This is a genomic window from Streptomyces sp. NPDC088387, assembly GCF_044753385.1.
In the GTDB taxonomy this organism is placed as follows: domain Bacteria; phylum Actinomycetota; class Actinomycetes; order Streptomycetales; family Streptomycetaceae; genus Streptomyces.
The window spans coordinates 117,455-135,283 of sequence record NZ_JBIVNC010000012.1 but is presented as its reverse complement, the minus strand read 5'-3'; the positions used below and the strand labels follow the sequence as shown (position 1 = coordinate 135,283).

The window sequence follows — 17,829 nt, the reverse complement described above, 5'->3', positions numbered from 1 at the left end:
TGTTCTACGTGTCAGAGCGCGTCCGGCCCGCGCTCACCGGTGCGGACCCGGACGGCCGTCTCGACCGGGAGCGACCAGACCTTGCCGTCACCGATCTTGCCGGTGCGGGCGGCCTTGACGATGACGTCGATCAGCTGCTCGGCGTCGTCGTCCTCGGCCAGTACCTCGATACGGATCTTCGGGACCAGGTCCACCGTGTACTCGGCACCGCGGTACACCTCGGTGTGGCCCCGCTGCCGACCGTAACCGCTGGCCTCGGTGACCGTCAGTCCGTGCACTCCGAAGGCCTGGAGGGCCTCCTTGATCTCGTCGAGCCGATGCGGCTTGACGACCGCGGTGATGAGCTTCATGCGTCAACCTTCTTGGATGCGGCCACCGGGGCGGGGACGGAGGTGGTACGGGCGGACCCGCCGCCGGCACCGCTGAAGTCGTACGCGGTCTCGGCGTGCTCGGCCTGGTCGATGCCCGCGATCTCGTCGTCCTCACTTACCCGCATGCCGATCGTCTTGTCCAGGACGAAGGCGAGGATCGCGGAGACCACCAGCGAGTAGCCGAGGACCGCGAAGACACCGGCGCACTGCTTCCAGAACTGGTCGAGGCCGCCGCCGTAGAACAGGCCCTCGACGTCGGACTGGCCCTTGCCGCTGGCGAAGAAGCCGATCAGCAGGGAGCCGACGACACCGCCGACGAGGTGGACACCGACGACGTCGAGCGAGTCGTCATAGCCGAAGCGGTACTTCAGGCCCACGGCCATCGCGCACAGCAGACCGGCGACCGCGCCGACGGCGATCGCGCCGAGCGGGTCGACCGCGCCGCCCGCCGGGGTGATGGCGACCAGACCGGCGACCGCGCCGGAGGCGGCGCCCAGCGTGGTGAACGCGCCGTGCCGGATCTTCTCGTAGATCAGCCAGGCCAGCATGGCGGCGGCGGTGGCGATCTGGGTGTTGATGAACATCAGCGCGCCGACGCCGTCGTCGTTGCCCAGCCAGGAGCCCGCGTTGAAGCCGAACCAGCCGAACCAGAGGAGACCGGCGCCCAGCATGACCAGCGGGAGGCTGTGCGGGCGCATCGGGTCCTTCTTGAAGCCGACCCGCTTGCCGATGACGAGGATCACGCCGAGCGCCGCGGCACCGGCGTTGATGTGCACCGCCGTACCACCCGCGAAGTCGATCACGCCGAGCTCGAAGGCCCAGCCGCCGGTGCCCCACACCCAGTGCGCGACCGGGAAGTACACGATCGTCGCCCACAGCGCGATGAACAGTGCCCAGGCACTGAACTTCACACGGTCCGCGAGCGCGCCGCTGATCAGGGCGGGCGTGATGATCGCGAACATCAGCTGGAAGACGGCGAAGACGTAGACCGGGATGGTGTAGCCGTCCCAGAGGTCGCCGATGCCGACGCCGGTGAGGCCGACGTAGTCGGAGGACCAGCCGATGATGCTGCCCGAGTCCGTACCGAAGGCCATGGAGAAGCCGTACAGCACCCACAGGATGGTGACGATCCCGAGGCTGATGAAGCTCATCATCAGCATGTTCAGGGTGCTCTTGACGCGGACCATGCCTCCGTAGAAGAAGGCCAGGCCCGGGGTCATCAGCATCACCAGGGCCGAACAGATGAGCATGAAGCCTGTGTTCGCGGACGACAGTGTGGGTGCGTCCGCCGCAAGCGTGATGGCTGGTGCCATCGGCGTCTCCTCGTCGTTGGATACGGCCCCGTGCGGGCGAAGCCTTGCGGCTGGAGGGGTGGGCCGGTTATGCGCCATGAGATTGGCGCAGCGCGGTTTCCGTCGAAGCCCCTCGTTGTTTCGCCGCGGTGACGAAGGCACCGTGCGTGTTACGGGTGGATGAACTGCCCGCGGCGCGGCCCCGACGATCGTTATCGTGGCGCAACCTTCGGCGATGTCCGGGGTGTGGCAAGAGGCCGGCCGCGGTCGGTCCTCCGAATGACCTGGCATGGGGGAGCCGAGTCGGGCGGTTCGGGAGGGCCGGCCGCGGCCGGGGTCTCAGGGGTGCGGCTCGTCGCCGCGTGGGTCAGACCGCCTCGGCGGCCTCCGGCAGTTCCACCGCGAGCTTGCCGGTGAGGTCGACGATCTCGGCGAGGTCCCCGAAGTCCCGGGCGGCGGTGTCGACGGTCTTTCGGATACGAGTGTTGACGCGCTCGGAACGCACCTTCTTGGCCACCTGCATGGCCTCCTCCGCGAAGGCGGTGCTCTGCTCGGGCTCGCGGCGCAGCAGATGCACGGTGGCCATGCCGATCAGATTGAGTGCGTACGACCGCTGGTGCTCGTCGTCCTTGGAGAACAGCTCGACCGCGCGCTGCATCAGGGGCTCGGCGAGCGAGGCGTAGGTGGGGCTGCGGCCGGCGACGTAGGCGAGGTCGCGGAACGAGTGGGAGTTCTCGCCGTACAGCTCGGCCTCGGAGAAGAAGCGGATCCAGTCGGGGTCCGGGTCGTCCCACTCGTCGGCGTCGCCGAAGGTGTCCTCGGCCATCCGCACCGCACGCTTGCACTTGCCGGGCTGGCCCATGTTGGCGTAGGCACGGGCCTCCATCGCATACAGCATCGACTGGGTGCGCGGGCTCGCGCAGTCCCGGCTGCCGTACTGCGCGAGGTGGATCAGCTCCAGCGCGTCCTCGGGGCGGCCGAGGTGGATCATCTGGCGGCTCATGCTGGAGAGCACGTACGAGCCGAGGGGGCGGTCGCCGGCCTCCTTCGCGGCGTGCAGGGCCAGCACGAAGTACTTCTGGGCGGTGGGCTGGAGCCCCACGTCGTAGCTCATCCAGCCCGCCAGTTCGGCGAGTTCGGCGGCGACCCGGAAGAGCCTTCGGGTGGTGGCCTCCGGCTGGGGTTCCTGGAGCAGGTCCGTCACCTCGTGCAGCTGGCCGACGACGGCCTTGCGGCGCAGTCCGCCGCCGCACTGGGCGTCCCAGCGGCGGAACATCACCGCGGTGGACTCCAGCAGCTCCAGCTCGGGCTGGGAGAGCCGGCCGCGGGCCCGGCCGGTGGCGATCGGTTCGGCGTCCTGCCGGGCGGCCGTGGGGCCGGGGACGAGCCAGCGCTGCATGGGCTCGATCAGGGAGGGCCCGGCGGACAGCGCGAGCGAGGTGCCGAGGAAGCCGCGGCGGGCGAGCATCAGGTCGCTGCGGGAGAACTCACCGAGCAGGGCGACCGTCTGCGGGGCGGTCCAGGGCAGGTCGACGCCGGAGGAGGAGGGCGTCTGGCGGGCGGTGCGCAGCCCGAGGTCGTCGACCGAGACGACACAGCCGAAGCGCTCGGAGAACAGCTCGGAGAGGATCCTGGGGATCGGCTCGCGCGGGTTCTCGCCGTCCAGCCAGCGGCGCACCCGGGAGGTGTCCGTGGAGATGTGGTTGGCGCCCAACTGGCGCGCCCTGCGGTTCACCTGACGTGCCAGCTCGCCCTTGGACCAGCCGCTGCGCACGAACCACGAGCCCAGCAGCTCGTTGGGACGCTTGTCGGCGTTCGCCCCGCCTGCGCCGTTGCCGCCCACTGGAACGCCCCCATTCCCTCCGACCGCCTGCCGCTCTCTGCGCCAAGCCCTATCAGAATGCCCGTCAACACGGCCGCCCGTCCGGCAGTTGTCACTCTTCGAACGGGGAAGCGACTTGCCTCCGGCATACCCGGAAGCGCATGTGCCTCCGGGCTCCGTGCACTCAAAGTAATCCTACGATCACCCGTCCAGCCATGGCGATCCCGGAAACGCCACCATTCGCCACCCCTTCGAATGAACTCGCGGTTGGCTCCTCACGATTCACTTGACATAGGACGGACGCGGGTGAGCGAAACGGTGTGCGCCGGGGCGCGTACAGCCGAGCGCACCACCCGCCGCACACCAAGCCGCCGCCTGAAACGGGCGCCATCGGGAAGCGGAAACGGTGAGCGGTCACGTTCCGCGTTCGTCTCGTAACCACCGGTGTGTGGGCAGCGTTGGAGGGGGCATGGGCTTCACGATCGGCAGCAGCAGGGGGATCCGCGACATCAGGTCCGGCTCGCGCCGCCGCGGCCGGGCGTCGGAATGCACCGCCGTGGCCGAGTACACCGGGCTCTGGGGCTGGGACGTCGTCCCGGGCGCCCGGACCGCCGGGGGCGCGTGCTCCTGCGGCCGCGCCGACTGTCCCGCGCCCGGCGCGCATCCGCTGGACTTCGCGCCGGAGGTACCGGCGGGCGCGACGCTCGACCAGGTGACCGAGGCCTGGGGCGAGTTCCCGGGCGCCGCGGTGATGCTGCCGGTCGGCCGGGCGTTCGACGTGCTGGAGGTGGCGGAGCCCGCCGGGCGCCGCGCGCTGGTCCGCCTGGAGCGCATGGGCCTGCCGCTCGGCCCGGTCGCCGTGACCCCCGACGGCCGCGCCCACTTCTTCGTCGCGCCCGGCGCGGCGGCCGAACTGCCCGCGCTGCTCTACCGGATGGGCTGGGACGACCCCCGTCTCGACCTGCGCGCCCTCGGCCCGGGCACGTCCGTCACGGCGCCGCCCTCCGACCGGGCCGGCCTCGGCCCGGTCCGCTGGCTGCGCTCACCCGACCTGGACTCGGCGACGAAGCCGCCGGCGGCCCGCCTGCTCCTCGGCACGCTGGCCTACGTGGCCCACCGCTCCCGCGCGTAACGGCACCGACCCGCACGTCAGAGCGCCCGCCCCAGCACATCGTGGGGGCGGGCGCTCCGCGTACCGCACTACCGCGTGTCCGTTCGACACCGCGTACCGATTCCGGTTGGTCAGTCTCCGATGAGCGCATCCACGAACGCTTCCGGTTCGAACGGCGCCAGGTCGTCCGCGCCCTCGCCGAGCCCGATGAGCTTGACCGGCACTCCGAGTTCGCGCTGCACGGCGACGACGATGCCGCCCTTGGCGGTGCCGTCCAGCTTGGTGAGCACAATGCCGGTGATGTCGACGACCTCGGCGAAGACACGGGCCTGCACCAGGCCGTTCTGCCCGGTGGTGGCGTCGAGCACCAGCAGCACCTCGTCCAGCGGCGCGTGCTTCTCCACGACCCGCTTGACCTTGCCCAGCTCGTCCATGAGGCCGGTCTTGGTGTGCAGCCGCCCCGCGGTGTCGATGAGGACGACGTCGCACCCCATCTCCTTGCCCTCCTTCACCGCGTCGAACGCGACGGAGGCGGGGTCACCGCCCTCGGGACCGCGCACGGTGTAGGCACCGACCCGCTCGCCCCAGGTCTGCAACTGGTCGGCGGCGGCGGCGCGAAAGGTGTCGGCGGCGCCGAGCACCACACTGCGGCCGTCGGCCACCAGGACGCGGGCGAGCTTGCCGGTGGTGGTGGTCTTGCCGGTGCCGTTCACCCCGACGACCATCACGATGCCGGGCTTGCTCGCCTCGGGCTCGGTCTTCACGACCCGGTCCATCCCGGGGTCGACGAGCGTGATCAGCTCCTCGCGCAGCAGGGCGCGCAGCTCCTCGGGGGTGCGGGTGCCGAGCACCCGGACCCGCTCGCGGAGCCGGTCGACGAGTTCCTGGGTGGGCTGGACACCGACGTCCGCGGTGAGCAGCGTGTCCTCGATCTCCTGCCAGGTGTCCTCGTCGAGGTGCTCGCGGGACAGCAGGGTGAGCAGGCCCTTGCCGAGCGCGTTCTGGGAGCGGGAGAGCCGGGCGCGCAGCCGCACCAGGCGGCCCGCGGCGGGTTCCGGCACCTCGATCTCGGGCGCCGGGAGCTCTTCTACGGGCGGTTCCGCGACGCCGGCCGGGGCCGAGCCGTCGGGAAGGTCCACCTCCTCGATCGTGCGGCGGGGTTCGTCCCGCGGCGTCTCGGCCTCGTCGCCGACGTGCGGCTCGGCCGGCGGGGCGGTGATGTCGGGTGTCGTGGGCGGCGGCGGGGGCAGCGGCTTCTTGCGCCGGCTGCCGACGATCAGTCCGCCCAGCGCGCCGAGCACGACCACGGCGATGACTACAACAAGGATGACGGTTTCCATAACGCGTCCAGTATCGGCCATGGGTCCGAACGCGCCCCCCTTGGATGTTCCACCGACCCGCACCCGGTCGATTTCGGGCCATAGTCGGACTAACGTACGATGGCTCGCCATGAGCACCACCGCCCCACACGATGGCGCCCCCGGCTCCCCCGCGATATCCGCCGAAGATCCGCACCCCCACGGCGGCCCCGAGGATCCGCACCCCCACGGCGGCCTCGAAACCCGGGGTATCGAACCGGTCCCGGACACCGAGCGCACCGCCCGCACCCGTGAGCTGTTCCCGACCTGGGTCGCCGCCAACATCAGCGTCCTGCTGCTGACCATGGGCGCGAGCCTGGCCGTGACGTACGGCCTGAACTTCTGGCAGTCCCTGGTCGTCGGCGTCGCCGCGCCGGTCGTGTCGTACGGACTGGTCGGGCTGATCGGGATCGCCGGGAAGCGCGGGGGCGCGCCCGGGATGACGCTGTCCCGCGCGGTGTTCGGTCAGCGCGGGAACCTGCTGCCGGGCTCGCTGATCTGGGTGGCGCGCTGGGGCTGGGAGACGATCAACGCGGTGACCGGCGCGTACGCCGTGCTCACCGTGCTGGACATCCTGTTCGGGGTGGGCCGCAACGACGTGCTGGTCGTGGTCACCCTGCTGTTCTTCGTACTCGCGACCTTCGCGATCTCCGGCCTGGGCATCAACGCCGTGCAGAAGTGCAACAGGTGGGCGACCTACCTCTTCGGCGGCTTCTCCCTCCTGGTGCTCGGTTATCTGGTCGCCGAGACGGACTGGGGCAGGGTCTTCGGGCAGGGCGCGGGCTCCACGGCCGCGATGATCACGGGGGTGGGGCTGATCGCCGCGGGCGGTATCAGCTGGGTGCCGTCCTCCCCCGACTTCACGCGCTATCTGCCGCGTACGGCGTCCTCGGCGGCGATCGTGCGCAACTCGGTCGGCGGCGCGGGGGTCGTTGTGCTCCCGATGGTGCTGATGGGTGCGGTGATGGCGTCGGGGACGCCGGATCTGGCGTCGGCGGCGGACCCGGTGTCGTTCCTCGGGGAGATCCTGCCGCTGTGGCTGGCGGTGCCCTATCTGCTGATCGCGCTGGTCGGCATGTTGCTGATCAACTCCATGTCGATGTACTCGGCCGGCTTCACCGCCCAGACCCTGGGTATCCGGGTGCCCCGGCACTGGGCGGTCTCGGTCAACGCGGTGATCTCACTGGTCTTCGGCGGCGTCCTCATGCTGGTCGCGACGAGCTTCATGGGGTCCTTCATCGCCTTCCTGTCGCTGCTGGCGGTGGCGTTCTCGGCGTGGGTCGGCGTGTTCGGCGTGGACATGCTGCGCCGCACGCACTACGACGCCGACGCCCTGCTCGACACGGGCCGCACCAGCGCCTACTGGTACCGGGGCGGCTTCGGCCCGGCCGCGGTCACCGCCTGGGCGCTGGGCCTGGTGACGGGCCTGCTGTTCACCACGTCCGACTGGTTCACCGGCCCGCTCGCCTCGAACAACCCCGTCGGCGAGTACGGCCTCGGCTGGACGGCCACGATCGTCGTCTCGGGCCTGCTCTACGCCGTACTGCCGAAGCCGGCCGTACGGGAGCGGTCCGCGTCTCTGGCCATCTGACGCCCCGTCAGCTACCGTCCCCCTTCGCCGGAGCCCCGTCCCAGGTGAAGGGGGACGCCCCATGTCCGTCTCGGTCGTACGGTTCAACCTCGTCGCACCCGGCGCCACCCCGGCCGCGCTCGGCGCCCGCTACCGGGCGGCCCTGGAGATGGCGGCCTACGCCGACGAGCGCGGCGTCACGATGGTGCAGACCGAGGAGCACCACGGCGCCGAGAACAACTGGATGTCCTCGCCGTTCACCTTCGCCGGCGCGGTGCTCGGCGCCACCCGGCGCATCTCGGTCACCGTCTCCGCGATCATCGGCCCCCTGCACGATCCGCTGCGGCTGGCCGAGGACATCGCCGTACTGGATCTGCTCAGCGGCGGACGGCTGGTGACGGTCGCCGGGATCGGGTACCGGCCGCAGGAGTACGCGCAGTTCGGCGTGGACTGGGAGCGGCGGGGACGGCTCCAGGACGAGTTGCTGGAGACGCTGCTGAAGGCGTGGACCGGCGAGGAGTTCGTATACCGCGGCCGCACGGTCCGGGTCACCCCGCGCCCGTTCACCGAACCGCATCCCCTGCTGCTGGTCGGCGGCTCCTCCAAGGCGGCCGCGCGCCGGGCGGCACGGTTCGGCCTGCCGTTCTTCCCGAGCGCGCACCTGCCGGAGCTGGAGGCGTACTACAAGGAGCGGCTCGTCGAGTACGGCACCGACGGCTGGACGATGATGCCGGGCGCCGAGATCCCGCTGCTGCACCTGGCCGAGGACCCCGACGAGGCGTGGTCCCGCCACGGCGAGCACTTCCTGCACGAGGCGCACACGTACGCCTCCTGGCAGTCGGGCGGTGTGCGTTCCGCGGTGCGCTCGGCGGCCGGGACGGTGGCGGAGCTCCGCGCGGAGGGCGTCTACCGGATCGTGACGCCGGACGAGTGTGTGGCGCTGGGCCTCGACAGCCTCGTACTGCATCCGCTGGTGGGCGGGATGCCGGTCGAGGAGGGGCGGCGGAGTCTGGAGCTGTTCTGCGAACGTGTACTGCCCCGGCTGGGGGCGTGAGCCGGGGCAGTACACGTCGCGCCTTCCGAGGGCGGGCCTCAGCCCATCTCCTCCAGTGACTTGCCCTTCGTCTCCTTGACGTACTTGAGGACGAACGGGATGGAGAGCGCGGCGAAGACCGTGTAGATCACGTAGGTCGCGGAGAGGTTCCAGTCGGCCAGCGACGGGAAGCTCGCGGTGATCGCCCAGTTGGCGATCCACTGCGCGGAGGCGGCGACGCCCAGTGCGGCGGCGCGGATCCGGTTCGGGAACATCTCGCCCAGGAAGACCCAGACGACCACACCCCACGACAGGGCGAAGAACAGCACGAACACATGGGCGGCGACCAGGGCGACCCAGCCCTGTGTGGAGGGCAGTTTGCCGTCGACCAGGTGGTACGAGAACGCCCAGGCCTCCAGCGCCAGACCGACCACCATGCCGACCGAGCCGATGAGCGCGAGCGGCTTTCGGCCGATCCGGTCCACAAAGATGATCGCGATCACGGTGCCGATGATGTTCACGATCGACGTCGTGAAGGAGTAGAAGAACGACTCCGACGGGTCGACGCCGACCGACTGCCACAGCGTCGAGGAGTAGTAGAACGCGACGTTGATGCCGACGAACTGCTGGAAGACCGAGAGGCCGATACCGACCCAGACGATCGGCTTGAAGAAGAAGGAGCCGCCGAGCAGGTCCTTGAAGACCGACTTGTGCTCGCTCTTCATGGCGTGCTCGATCTCGGCCACCCGGGCGTCGAGACCGGCGTGCTCGCCCTCGACCTCGGCGAGGATCGCGCGGGCGCGCTCACGCTTGCCGACGGAGAGCAGGAAGCGCGGGGACTCGGGGATGGCGAAGGACAGCAGGCCGTACAGGACGGCCGGGATCACCATCACGCCGAGCATGACCTGCCAGGCCTCCAGGCCCATCAGCTTGCCGCGCTGGTCGCCGTCGGCGGCGTTCAGCAGACCCCAGTTGACCAGCTGCGACACGGCGATGCCGATGACGATCGCGGCCTGCTGGAAGGAGCCGAGCCGACCGCGGTAGGCGGGCGGGGCGACCTCGGCGATGTAGGCCGGGCCGATGACGGACGCCATACCGATGGCGAAACCGCCGATGACCCGCCAGAACGCGAGGTCGTACAGCGAGAAGGGCAGCGCGGAACCGACCGCGCTGATGGTGAACAGCACGGCGGAGATCTGCATGCACCGGATACGGCCGATCCGGTCGGCGATCCGGCCGGCGGTCGCCGCGCCGATCGCACAGCCGATCAGCGCGATAGCGATGACCTGGGCCAGCGCGGCGGAGCCGATGTCGTAGCGGTCCCGGATGGCTTCGACGGCACCGTTGATCACGGAACTGTCGTAGCCGAAGAGGAATCCGCCCATCGCCGCGGCGGCGGCGATGAAGATGACGTGCCCGAGATGATCGGGATGAGCCGTCCCGGCTCCTGGGGCCTGCGCTGTGCTGGTCACGTTCAACTCCTCGGGCCACCGGCAAGTGCTACTAGTTGCGCACAGGGAAGCGCCACTCACACCTGAAGGTAAAAACGACGTTACAGACCCTATGCCTTCAGGTTCCGAAGTCAAACGGGGGGTTTGGTAAGAGATTTTTTTACGCGAGTAAGGCTTGCGTTCACTTCTTGAAGAACCGGTGGAGGCGTCGCCCGGGGGCGCAGGGAACTGCGCCCAGCCACGACGGCGCCGCACCCGAATCCGATACAGACCCGGCGTCAGCGCAACCGCTGACTGATCACCTTCGACACACCATCGCCCTGCATCGACACGCCGTACAACGCGTCCGCGACCTCCATCGTCCGCTTCTGATGCGTGATCACGATGAGCTGCGAGGCCTCCTGCAACTCCTGCATGATCCGGATCAGCCGCTGAAGGTTGGTGTCGTCGAGCGCCGCCTCGACCTCGTCCATCACGTAGAACGGGCTGGGCCGCGCCTTGAAGATCGACACCAGCATCGCGACGGCCGTCAGCGACCGCTCACCGCCCGAGAGCAGCGACAACCGCTTGACCTTCTTGCCGGGCGGCCGGGCCTCGACATCCACACCGGTGGTGAGCATGTTGTCGGGATCGGTCAGCACCAGCCGCCCCTCACCGCCCGGGAAGAGCCGGCTGAACACACCCTCGAACTCCCGGGCCGTGTCCCAGAACGCCTCCGTGAAGACCTGCTCGACCCGCTCGTCGACCTCCTTGACGACCTGGAGGAGGTCGGCCCGGGTCTTCTTCAGGTCCTCCAGCTGCTCGCTCAGGAACTTGTGACGTTCCTCCAGCGCGGCGAACTCCTCCAGGGCGAGCGGGTTCACCTTGCCGAGCTGCTGGTACGCCCGCTCGGCGGCCCTGAGCCGCTTCTCCTGCTCGGCGCGGACAAACGACTTCGGCTGGTTGCGCGGATGCTCGGGGTCCTCCGGCAGCTCCTCGCCCTCGGCGGGCGGGGACGGCGGTACGAGCTGGTGGGGGCCGTACTCGGTGACGAGGCCCTCCGGCTCGACACCCAGCTCCTCCAGCGCCTTCGTCTCCAGCTGCTCGATCCGCATCCGCTTCTCGGCGCCGAGCACCTCGCCCCGGTGCACCGAGTCCGTCAGCTTGTCCAGCTCGGCCTTGAGGTCGCGGCCCTCGGTCCGGGCGGCCGTCAGCTCCTGCTCGCGGCGCGCCTTCGCGGCCTCGGCCGCGGCCCGTTCCTGGTCCGCGCGGCCGAGGGAGACCTCGACGTGCGCGAGCAGCTGGCGGGCGCCGGTGGTGACGGCCTCCGCGACGGCGGCCTCGTGACGCAGCCGGGCCCGGCGCTGCTCGGCACGCGCGCGTGCCTCGCGTTCCGCGCGGGCGGCACGGTCGAGTCCGTCGGCCCGTCCGGCCAGCCCCTTGACGCGTTCCTCGTGTGTACGGACCTGGAGGCGGGCCTCCATCTCGGTCTGCCGCGCGTTGGCACCGTCGGCGGCGAGCCGGTCGCGTACGGAGGTGTCGGGTTCCTCCTCGACCGGCATCTCCTCGGCGACGGCGAGGCGTTCGGCGAGTTCCTCGACGTCCTGGAGGGCCTTGTCCAGCGCGTCCTGGGCGCGGGCGGCGGCGGCCGTACTGCGCTCGGCCTCGCCCGCGGCGCCCCTGGCCTGGCCCGCGAGCCGGCCGAGTTGCTGGGCGACGGAGGACTTCTCGCGCTCGGCGGCGCGGCGGCGGTCGCCGAGTTCCTCGACGAGCCGTGCGGATTCCCTGCGGTGCTCGGCGGCGGTGGTCTGTGCCTCGGTGAGTCGGTCGCAGCGGACGGCCAGCTCTTCCAGCTCGGCCGCAGCCTCGTCGACGGAGGCCTGTACCTCCAGGAGGCTCGGTGCGCCCGCGGAGCCGCCGTGGGCGAAGTGGGCGCCGAGGAGGTCGCCTTCGGCGGTGACCGCGGTGAGGTCGGGGCGACGGTAGACGAGGGCCTCGGCGTCTTCGAGGGTGTCGACGACGACGATGCCCTGGAGGAGGCGGTGGATGGCGGGGGTGAGGTCGGTGGGGGCGTGGACGTAGTGGGATGCGGGGTGGGATGCGGGGTGGGCGCCGGTCGTAGGGGCTGGTTGGGGTGGAGTGGCGTCTGCGGGGCCGTTGTGGCTGGTCGCGCAGTTCCCCGCGCCCCTTTCCGGCGTCGCCGGTCCCGTGGGTGACGAGCCGCCCGGCGTCGCCGGTCCCGTGGGTGACAAGCGCTCCGGCGTTGCCGGTCCCGGTGGCGGGGGGTTCTCCGGGGTTCCTGCCAGGAGTAGGGCCGCTCGGCCGCCGTCCTGCTTTCGAAGCAGGCGGATCGCGTCCGCCGCCGCTGTGGGTGACGTCACCGCGATCGCGTCCGCCGCCGCTCCGAAGGCCGCTGCCAGGGCGACCTCGTGGCCCGGGGTCACCGTCAGCAACTCGGCGGCGGGGCCGAGAAGTCCGGTGAGGCGGTCCTTCGCACCGAGCAGTATCCCCGTGCCGTCCTTGCGGCGCAGGCCGAGGGCGAGTGCCTCGTGGCGGGCCTGGGTCGCGGCGCGGGCGCGTTCGACCGCGGTGACCGCCTCGCGGGCCGCGCCGTGGGCGGCCTCCGCCTCCTTGAGCCGCTCCCTGGCGGCGTCGTGCTGCTCGGCGAGTTCGGCGTCGCCGGCGTCTAGGCCGTCGACCTCGGCCTTGAGTGCCTCGTACTCCTCCTGCGCGGCGACGGCACGTTCCTGCGCCTCGTCACGGGCGGCGGCGAGGCGGTCGATCTCAGCCTGGGCGGAGGCGGCGCGCGAACGGGCCGCGTTCACCTGGCCGCCCAGCCGGGCGAGCCCCTCGCGGCGGTCGGCGATCGCGCGGGCGGCGTCCTTGAGGCGGCGTTCCTCCAGGGCGAGTTCGCGTTCGAGGTCGGCGCGGTGGCCGATGGTGTCGTCCAGGGCGTGCTGGGCCGCTTCGAGGGCGGCCTCCAACTCGGCCTCCTGCTCACGGATCCGGTGGGCCTCGCGCTCCATGTCCTCGGGGTCGCGGCCGCGCCGCTCCTCGGGCGGGGCGGAGGTGGCGCTCTTCACGCGCGCCTCGGCCAGTGAGATCGTGCCGCGTACCCGCTCGGCCAGCTGGGACAGTTCGTACCAGGTCTGCTGGGCGCGCTGGAGCCGCGGGGTGAGCCGGCGGACCTCGTCCTCCAGGAGCGCCTCGCGCTGGAGCGCCTTCTTCAGGTCCTGCTCGGCGGACTCCTTGCGCTCCTTGAGCGCGGCCTCGTCGGCGACCTCGGCGGTGAGCGCGTCACGCAGGCCCACCAGGTCGTCGGCGAGCAGGCGCAGCCGGGCGTCGCGGAGGTCGGCCTGGATGACGGCGGCCCGGCGGGCGACGGCGGCCTGCCGGCCGAGGGGCTTCAACTGGCGGCGCAGTTCGTCCGTCAGGTCCTGCACCCGCGCGAGGTTGGCCTGCATCGCGTCCAGCTTGCGGAGCGCCTTCTCCTTGCGCTTGCGGTGCTTGAGGACGCCGGCCGCCTCCTCGATGAAGGCGCGGCGGCCCATCGGATCGGCGTGCAGTACGGAGTCGAGCTGGCCCTGGCCGACGATGACATGCATCTCGCGGCCGATGCCGGAGTCGGAGAGCAGCTCCTGGATGTCGAGCAGGCGACACGTGTCGCCATTGATCTGGTACTCGCTGCCGCCGTTGCGGAACATGATCCGCGTGATGGTGACTTCGGCGTACTCGATGGGGAGCGCGCCGTCGGAGTTGTCGATGGTCAGCGACACCTCGGCGCGGCCGAGCGGCGGGCGGCCGGTGGTGCCGGCGAAGATGACGTCCTCCATCTTGCCGCCACGCAGCGACTTGGCGCCCTGTTCGCCCATGACCCAGCTGAGCGCGTCCACGACATTGGACTTGCCCGAGCCGTTCGGTCCCACGACACACGTGATGCCCGGCTCGAACCGGAGCGTGGTCGCCGAGGCGAACGACTTGAACCCGCGGAGGGTCAGGGCCTTGAGGTGCACGCCGCTGGACTCTACCTTCCGGGGTTGTCTCACTCCATGAACCCGCGGTTTCGCCGTTGAACGTGCAGGGCACACCAGACGTTAAAGAGCCTGAAAGGATGCACGGGGGAAAGAAAGACGGGGCGGAGCGGGACCGGAGCAGGACCGGGGGAAAGAAAGAAGGGACGCCGAAGCGTCCCTTGCAACTTCTTGACAACTTAGCGGTGGTACGAGCAGCCCAACCACTGCCTGTCGTGCCGCGATGCAGTGATCAGGTGAGCGCGGGCTCCGCCTGGTGTGCGTCGATGCTCTCCATGAACCTGTCGTGGTGAGAAGCGGCAGCCGTCAGCGCGTCGTTCTCTTCCTGGATCCGTACGAGCTCGGATTCCAGGTCCTGGACGCGCTGCTGGAGCCGTCGCATCTCGGCGAGGAGTCGAGGGTCGGAGCCGCCGACGTAACCGAGAAGCGCCTTTGCCATGATGGATGGTCCTCCACACTGAGTGACCGACCGAATCGGTGTGGGTCGTGAGGGAATCGCACCCGCGGTGCTTGGCACACCGAGTGTTGCTCTGCCGTTCTGCCATGCCAAACAGCTAAGGTGCGCGGGGCTTTCAGCGTCTCACCAAAAAGTTTGACGGTCAACACGATCACGCCCCGTATTGGCGGGCGACCCGGCGTGCGCGGCCTGGAACGGCGGCGCGAGAGCTGCTGCGGGCGCTGAGGGCGTGTCGATCATCTTTCCCTGCGGAGCGGGCCAGGGCAAGGGCTTGTCGTCAATCACCAGGCACTTTCCCCCGACGGCGACCGCCGAAGTCCCCCGCGGCCCCGTGTTTCCGGGGCCGGGCGGTCTCCGGGTCAGCGGATCGCGAAGCCGTCGTAGCCCCCGCGGGGTGTGTCCCAGATCTCGGTGACACCCTCCACGCGGCCGGGCGTGTCGCCCTGGCGGAGCCAGTCGAGCAGCCCTTCGCAGCCCGTCCGCGGCCCTTCGGCGACCACCTGGACCCGGCCGTCCTCCAAATTGAGAGCAAAGCCACTCAGGCTCCCGATCTCCAGCGCCTTGGCCCGCGTGAACCAGCGGAAACCCACACCTTGGACGCGTCCCCGTACCCAGGCCACCAGCCGCACATCCTCGCTCATGAGTGCAACCTAACCGGCATATGTCGCTCAGGACACTTCCTCCTCCAGCGCCATGGGGTACCGTCCCGACGCAGTGAATCTCATTTGAAACCCACTCGATCGAGTGAGTTGCGTTGACCGCGTTGGACGAGTCGACCGCACGGACGAGGAAGGCCAGGACATGGGACGCCACCGACGCTCCGCCGCCGGACGCGCCGCCAGGGGCCGCGCCACGGGGGTCACACAGCAGCACGGTTCCGCCACGGGGAGCCACGGCCCGCGGGACTCGTACGGGGGCGGCCGCGCGGCGCCCGGTATCGCGCCGTATCTGAACCCCGAGGCCTACGCCGAGACCACGGCACGCAGCGAGGCCTTCCTCTACGCCACCGACGACGCCTACACCCCCGCCGCGGGGACCGCCGTCCTGCCGGGCGACGGTTATCTGACGGGTGGCGGCGACCGGGGCGCGTCCGGCACGTCCACGCACCGCCGCCGCAAGAAGCGGGTGGCCCGTCCGGTGCGTACCGGACTGCTCGGGGTCTCCGCCGCGGTCGCCATCGGCACGGTCGCGGTCGCCGCGGGCGTGGTCCCCGGCACCCAGAACTACCGGCTCGGCGGTGGCAGCGGCGCCGGCGACATCCAGGCCGTCGACACCCCGACCGGCTCACCGACCGCGCAGGGCGGCACCTCCGGCAGCGCGGAGACCCGCGACCCGGAGTCCACCAGCCGCGACACCGAGCGCTCGACCTCGCCGACCGCCTCCGCATCCACGCCCTCGACGGCGCCCGGCAAGACCCCGGAGAAGAAGCCGGAGTCCGAGAAGCCCGAGAGCAGGAAGCCGGCCACTCCTCCGTCGAAGAAGCCGAGCACCGAGCCGACGCCGTCGCGTACGGCCACGAAGGCCCCCGCCCCCGAGTCGCCGGCGGAGCGCACCTCGGCCCCGGCGACGGTGTCCGAGGAGACCGCGGCCGCCGCCGAGGTGCTGCGGCTGGTCAACGAGGAGCGGGCGAAGGTCGGTTGCAGCGCCCTCGCCGCGAACAGCGCGCTGTCCGACCTGGCCCAGGACTTCAGCGAGGACATGGCCGCACGCGGTTTCTTCGACCACACCGACCCGGACGGCGCCTCGCCGTGGGACCGGGCCGCGAAGGCCGGCGTCACCGGTCTGGGCGGCGAGAACATAGCCCGCGGCCAGGCCGACGCGGCAGCCGTGATGAACGCCTGGATGAACAGCCCCGGGCACCGCGCCAACATACTGAACTGCGACTTCAAGACCCTGGGCGTCGGTGTCCACATGGGCGCGGGCGGCCCGTGGTGGACCCAGGACTTCGGCTACTAGGCCCCCCCCCCGGCCCCCGGACCCGACCCACTAACCACCGGTTAGCGCAATCTGTCGGTGGGCGCTTTCCGCCGGTATGATTGAAGAATGGACAACACCGAGGAGCGCGCGCCGGAGCGGGATCTCCCGTACGACGTGTTCGCCAAGGCGTGTCCCTCGCGTCGCACGCTGGAGCATGTGACGGGCCGCTGGGGCGGACTCACCCTGGGCGCGCTGTACGAGGGATCGCTGCGCTTCAACGAGCTGCGCCGCCGCGTCGACGGCGTCAGCGAGAAGATGCTGTCCCAGACACTCCAGGCCCTGGAGCGCGACGGCCTGGTCCACCGCGAGGCCCGGCCGACCAACCCGCCCCGCGTGGACTACGAACTGACCGCGCTCGGCCGCGAGGTGACGGAGCGTCTGCTGACGCTCATCCACTGTGTGGAGAGCAGCATGGACGACGTCCTCGCCGCCCGCCGCCGCTACGACGAGCGGCAGCCCGGCGTTACGGCGTGACGCGCGGCGCCCGCTGGCACGTGGGGCAGAAGTAGCTCGACCGGTTCATCCACGGGCGGCGGCGCATCGGCGTACCGCACCTCCGGCACGGCTCCCCCTCCCGTCCGTACGCGTCGAGGGACCGGTCGAAGTAGCCCGACTCCCCGTTCACGTTGACGTACAGACTGTCGAAGCTGGTGCCGCCGACCGAGAGGGCCGCGTTCATCACATCCCTTGTGTGGCCCAGGAGTTCGGCGGTGCGCGGGCGGGTGAAGGTCGCCGTCGGACGCTCGTAGTGCAGCCGGGCGCGCCAAAGGGCCTCGTCCGCATAGATGTTGCCGACGCCGCTGATCAACGACTGGTCGAGCAGGGCCCGTTTGATGGTGGTGCGCTTGCGGCGCAGCTTCTGGTGGAAGGCCTCGTCGTCGAAGAGCGGGTCGAGGGGATCGCGGGCGATGTGCGCGATGACGTCGGGCAGCCCGTCGGCGGTGGTGTCGTGCAGTGAGAGCCCGCCGAAGGTGCGCTGGTCGACGAAGCGCAGTTCGGTGTCGAGGGCGTCGGCGAACCGCACCCGGATCCTGAGGTGCTTCTCGTCGGGCGCGGTGTGCGGCTGGACCAGCAGCTGTCCGCTCATCCCGAGATGCGCGAGGACCGCCTGACCGGTGTCCTCCAGCGGCAGCCACAGATACTTGCCGCGCCGGCTGGGAATCCCGATCCGGTGGTCCTTGAGCCGGTGGGTGAAGTCGTCGGCGCCCGCCGGATGCCGGCGCACGGCACGTGGGTGCAGCACCTCGGCCTCGGCGACGGTCCGCTCGGCGACCCACCGCTCCAGACCACGTCGTACGACCTCGACCTCGGGCAACTCTGGCATCGCAACCCCCGTCATGGGCCTGCCCGGACCGCACGGGGCCACGGGTCGCCACG

General features: G+C 70.7%; 14 protein-coding genes. 5 read left to right on the top strand and 9 right to left on the bottom strand.

Annotated elements, in window-relative coordinates; all coding sequences use genetic code 11:
- Positions 1-11: 11 nt before the first annotated feature.
- The 3 genes from ACIQAC_RS29185 to ACIQAC_RS29175 all read right to left on the bottom strand — a co-directional run bounded on the left by ACIQAC_RS29185 (position 12) and on the right by ACIQAC_RS29175 (position 3,506).
- A complete protein-coding gene (locus ACIQAC_RS29185) occupies positions 12-350 on the bottom strand; it encodes a P-II family nitrogen regulator (protein ID WP_003997576.1) in 339 nt (112 codons plus the stop codon).
- Positions 347-1,684 carry an ammonium transporter gene (locus tag ACIQAC_RS29180; protein WP_402195956.1) on the bottom strand — a complete coding sequence of 446 codons (1,338 nt, stop codon included), beginning with the start codon at positions 1,682-1,684 and terminating at the stop codon, positions 347-349. The genes ACIQAC_RS29185 and ACIQAC_RS29180 overlap by 4 nt, the downstream gene beginning before the upstream one ends.
- A 346-nt stretch (positions 1,685-2,030) precedes the next feature.
- On the bottom strand, positions 2,031-3,506 hold the full coding sequence (locus ACIQAC_RS29175) for a hypothetical protein (RefSeq protein ID WP_402195953.1): 1,476 nt from the start codon (positions 3,504-3,506) through the stop codon (positions 2,031-2,033).
- A gap of 448 nt (positions 3,507-3,954) precedes the next feature.
- On the opposite strand from ACIQAC_RS29175, the gene ACIQAC_RS29170 reads away from it, so the two are divergent.
- On the top strand, positions 3,955-4,617 hold the full coding sequence (locus tag ACIQAC_RS29170; protein ID WP_402195950.1) for a bifunctional DNA primase/polymerase: 663 nt from the start codon (positions 3,955-3,957) through the stop codon (positions 4,615-4,617).
- A gap of 110 nt (positions 4,618-4,727) precedes the next feature.
- Here ACIQAC_RS29170 and ftsY read toward each other — a convergent pair whose 3' ends face one another.
- Positions 4,728-5,936 carry a signal recognition particle-docking protein FtsY gene (gene ftsY / locus ACIQAC_RS29165; protein WP_402195948.1) on the bottom strand — a complete coding sequence of 403 codons (1,209 nt, stop codon included), beginning with the start codon at positions 5,934-5,936 and terminating at the stop codon, positions 4,728-4,730.
- Between the two features lie 109 nt (positions 5,937-6,045).
- Between ftsY and ACIQAC_RS29160 the strand changes: the two genes are divergently transcribed.
- Entirely contained in the window at positions 6,046-7,545 is a 1,500-nt protein-coding gene (locus ACIQAC_RS29160; protein ID WP_402195945.1) for a cytosine permease, read from the top strand.
- Between the two features lie 61 nt (positions 7,546-7,606).
- Positions 7,607-8,578, top strand: coding sequence for an LLM class flavin-dependent oxidoreductase (locus ACIQAC_RS29155; RefSeq protein WP_402195943.1), 972 nt, complete (start codon positions 7,607-7,609; stop codon positions 8,576-8,578).
- 38 nt (positions 8,579-8,616) lie between these two features.
- Here the strand turns inward: ACIQAC_RS29155 and ACIQAC_RS29150 are convergent, their stop codons facing one another.
- The 4 genes from ACIQAC_RS29150 to ACIQAC_RS29135 all read right to left on the bottom strand — a co-directional run bounded on the left by ACIQAC_RS29150 (position 8,617) and on the right by ACIQAC_RS29135 (position 15,116).
- On the bottom strand, positions 8,617-10,029 hold the full coding sequence (locus ACIQAC_RS29150; protein ID WP_402195940.1) for a sugar porter family MFS transporter: 1,413 nt from the start codon (positions 10,027-10,029) through the stop codon (positions 8,617-8,619).
- A 257-nt stretch (positions 10,030-10,286) separates the two neighbouring features.
- Positions 10,287-14,000, bottom strand: coding sequence for an AAA family ATPase (locus ACIQAC_RS29145; RefSeq protein ID WP_402195938.1), 3,714 nt, complete (start codon positions 13,998-14,000; stop codon positions 10,287-10,289).
- A gap of 250 nt (positions 14,001-14,250) precedes the next feature.
- The gene (locus tag ACIQAC_RS29140) at positions 14,251-14,457 is read right to left on the bottom strand and encodes a hypothetical protein (RefSeq protein ID WP_402195936.1); all 207 of its coding nucleotides are present in this window, start codon (positions 14,455-14,457) and stop codon (positions 14,251-14,253) included.
- 377 nt (positions 14,458-14,834) lie between these two features.
- On the bottom strand, positions 14,835-15,116 hold the full coding sequence (locus ACIQAC_RS29135; protein WP_402195934.1) for an acylphosphatase: 282 nt from the start codon (positions 15,114-15,116) through the stop codon (positions 14,835-14,837).
- A gap of 160 nt (positions 15,117-15,276) precedes the next feature.
- Here ACIQAC_RS29135 and ACIQAC_RS29130 point away from each other — a divergent pair, with 160 nt between their 5' ends.
- Together ACIQAC_RS29130 and ACIQAC_RS29125 are read left to right on the top strand one after the other, a co-directional pair.
- On the top strand, positions 15,277-16,431 hold the full coding sequence (locus ACIQAC_RS29130; protein WP_402195931.1) for a CAP domain-containing protein: 1,155 nt from the start codon (positions 15,277-15,279) through the stop codon (positions 16,429-16,431).
- Between the two features lie 87 nt (positions 16,432-16,518).
- Complete coding sequence (locus tag ACIQAC_RS29125; RefSeq protein WP_402195929.1) at positions 16,519-16,926, top strand: winged helix-turn-helix transcriptional regulator; 408 nt, start codon at positions 16,519-16,521, stop codon at positions 16,924-16,926.
- On the opposite strand, the gene mutM is transcribed toward ACIQAC_RS29125, so the two are convergent.
- Positions 16,916-17,776, bottom strand: coding sequence for a bifunctional DNA-formamidopyrimidine glycosylase/DNA-(apurinic or apyrimidinic site) lyase (mutM, locus tag ACIQAC_RS29120; protein ID WP_402195926.1), 861 nt, complete (start codon positions 17,774-17,776; stop codon positions 16,916-16,918). The two genes, ACIQAC_RS29125 and mutM, sit on opposite strands and share 11 nt — an antisense overlap.
- Positions 17,777-17,829 lie beyond the last annotated feature (53 nt).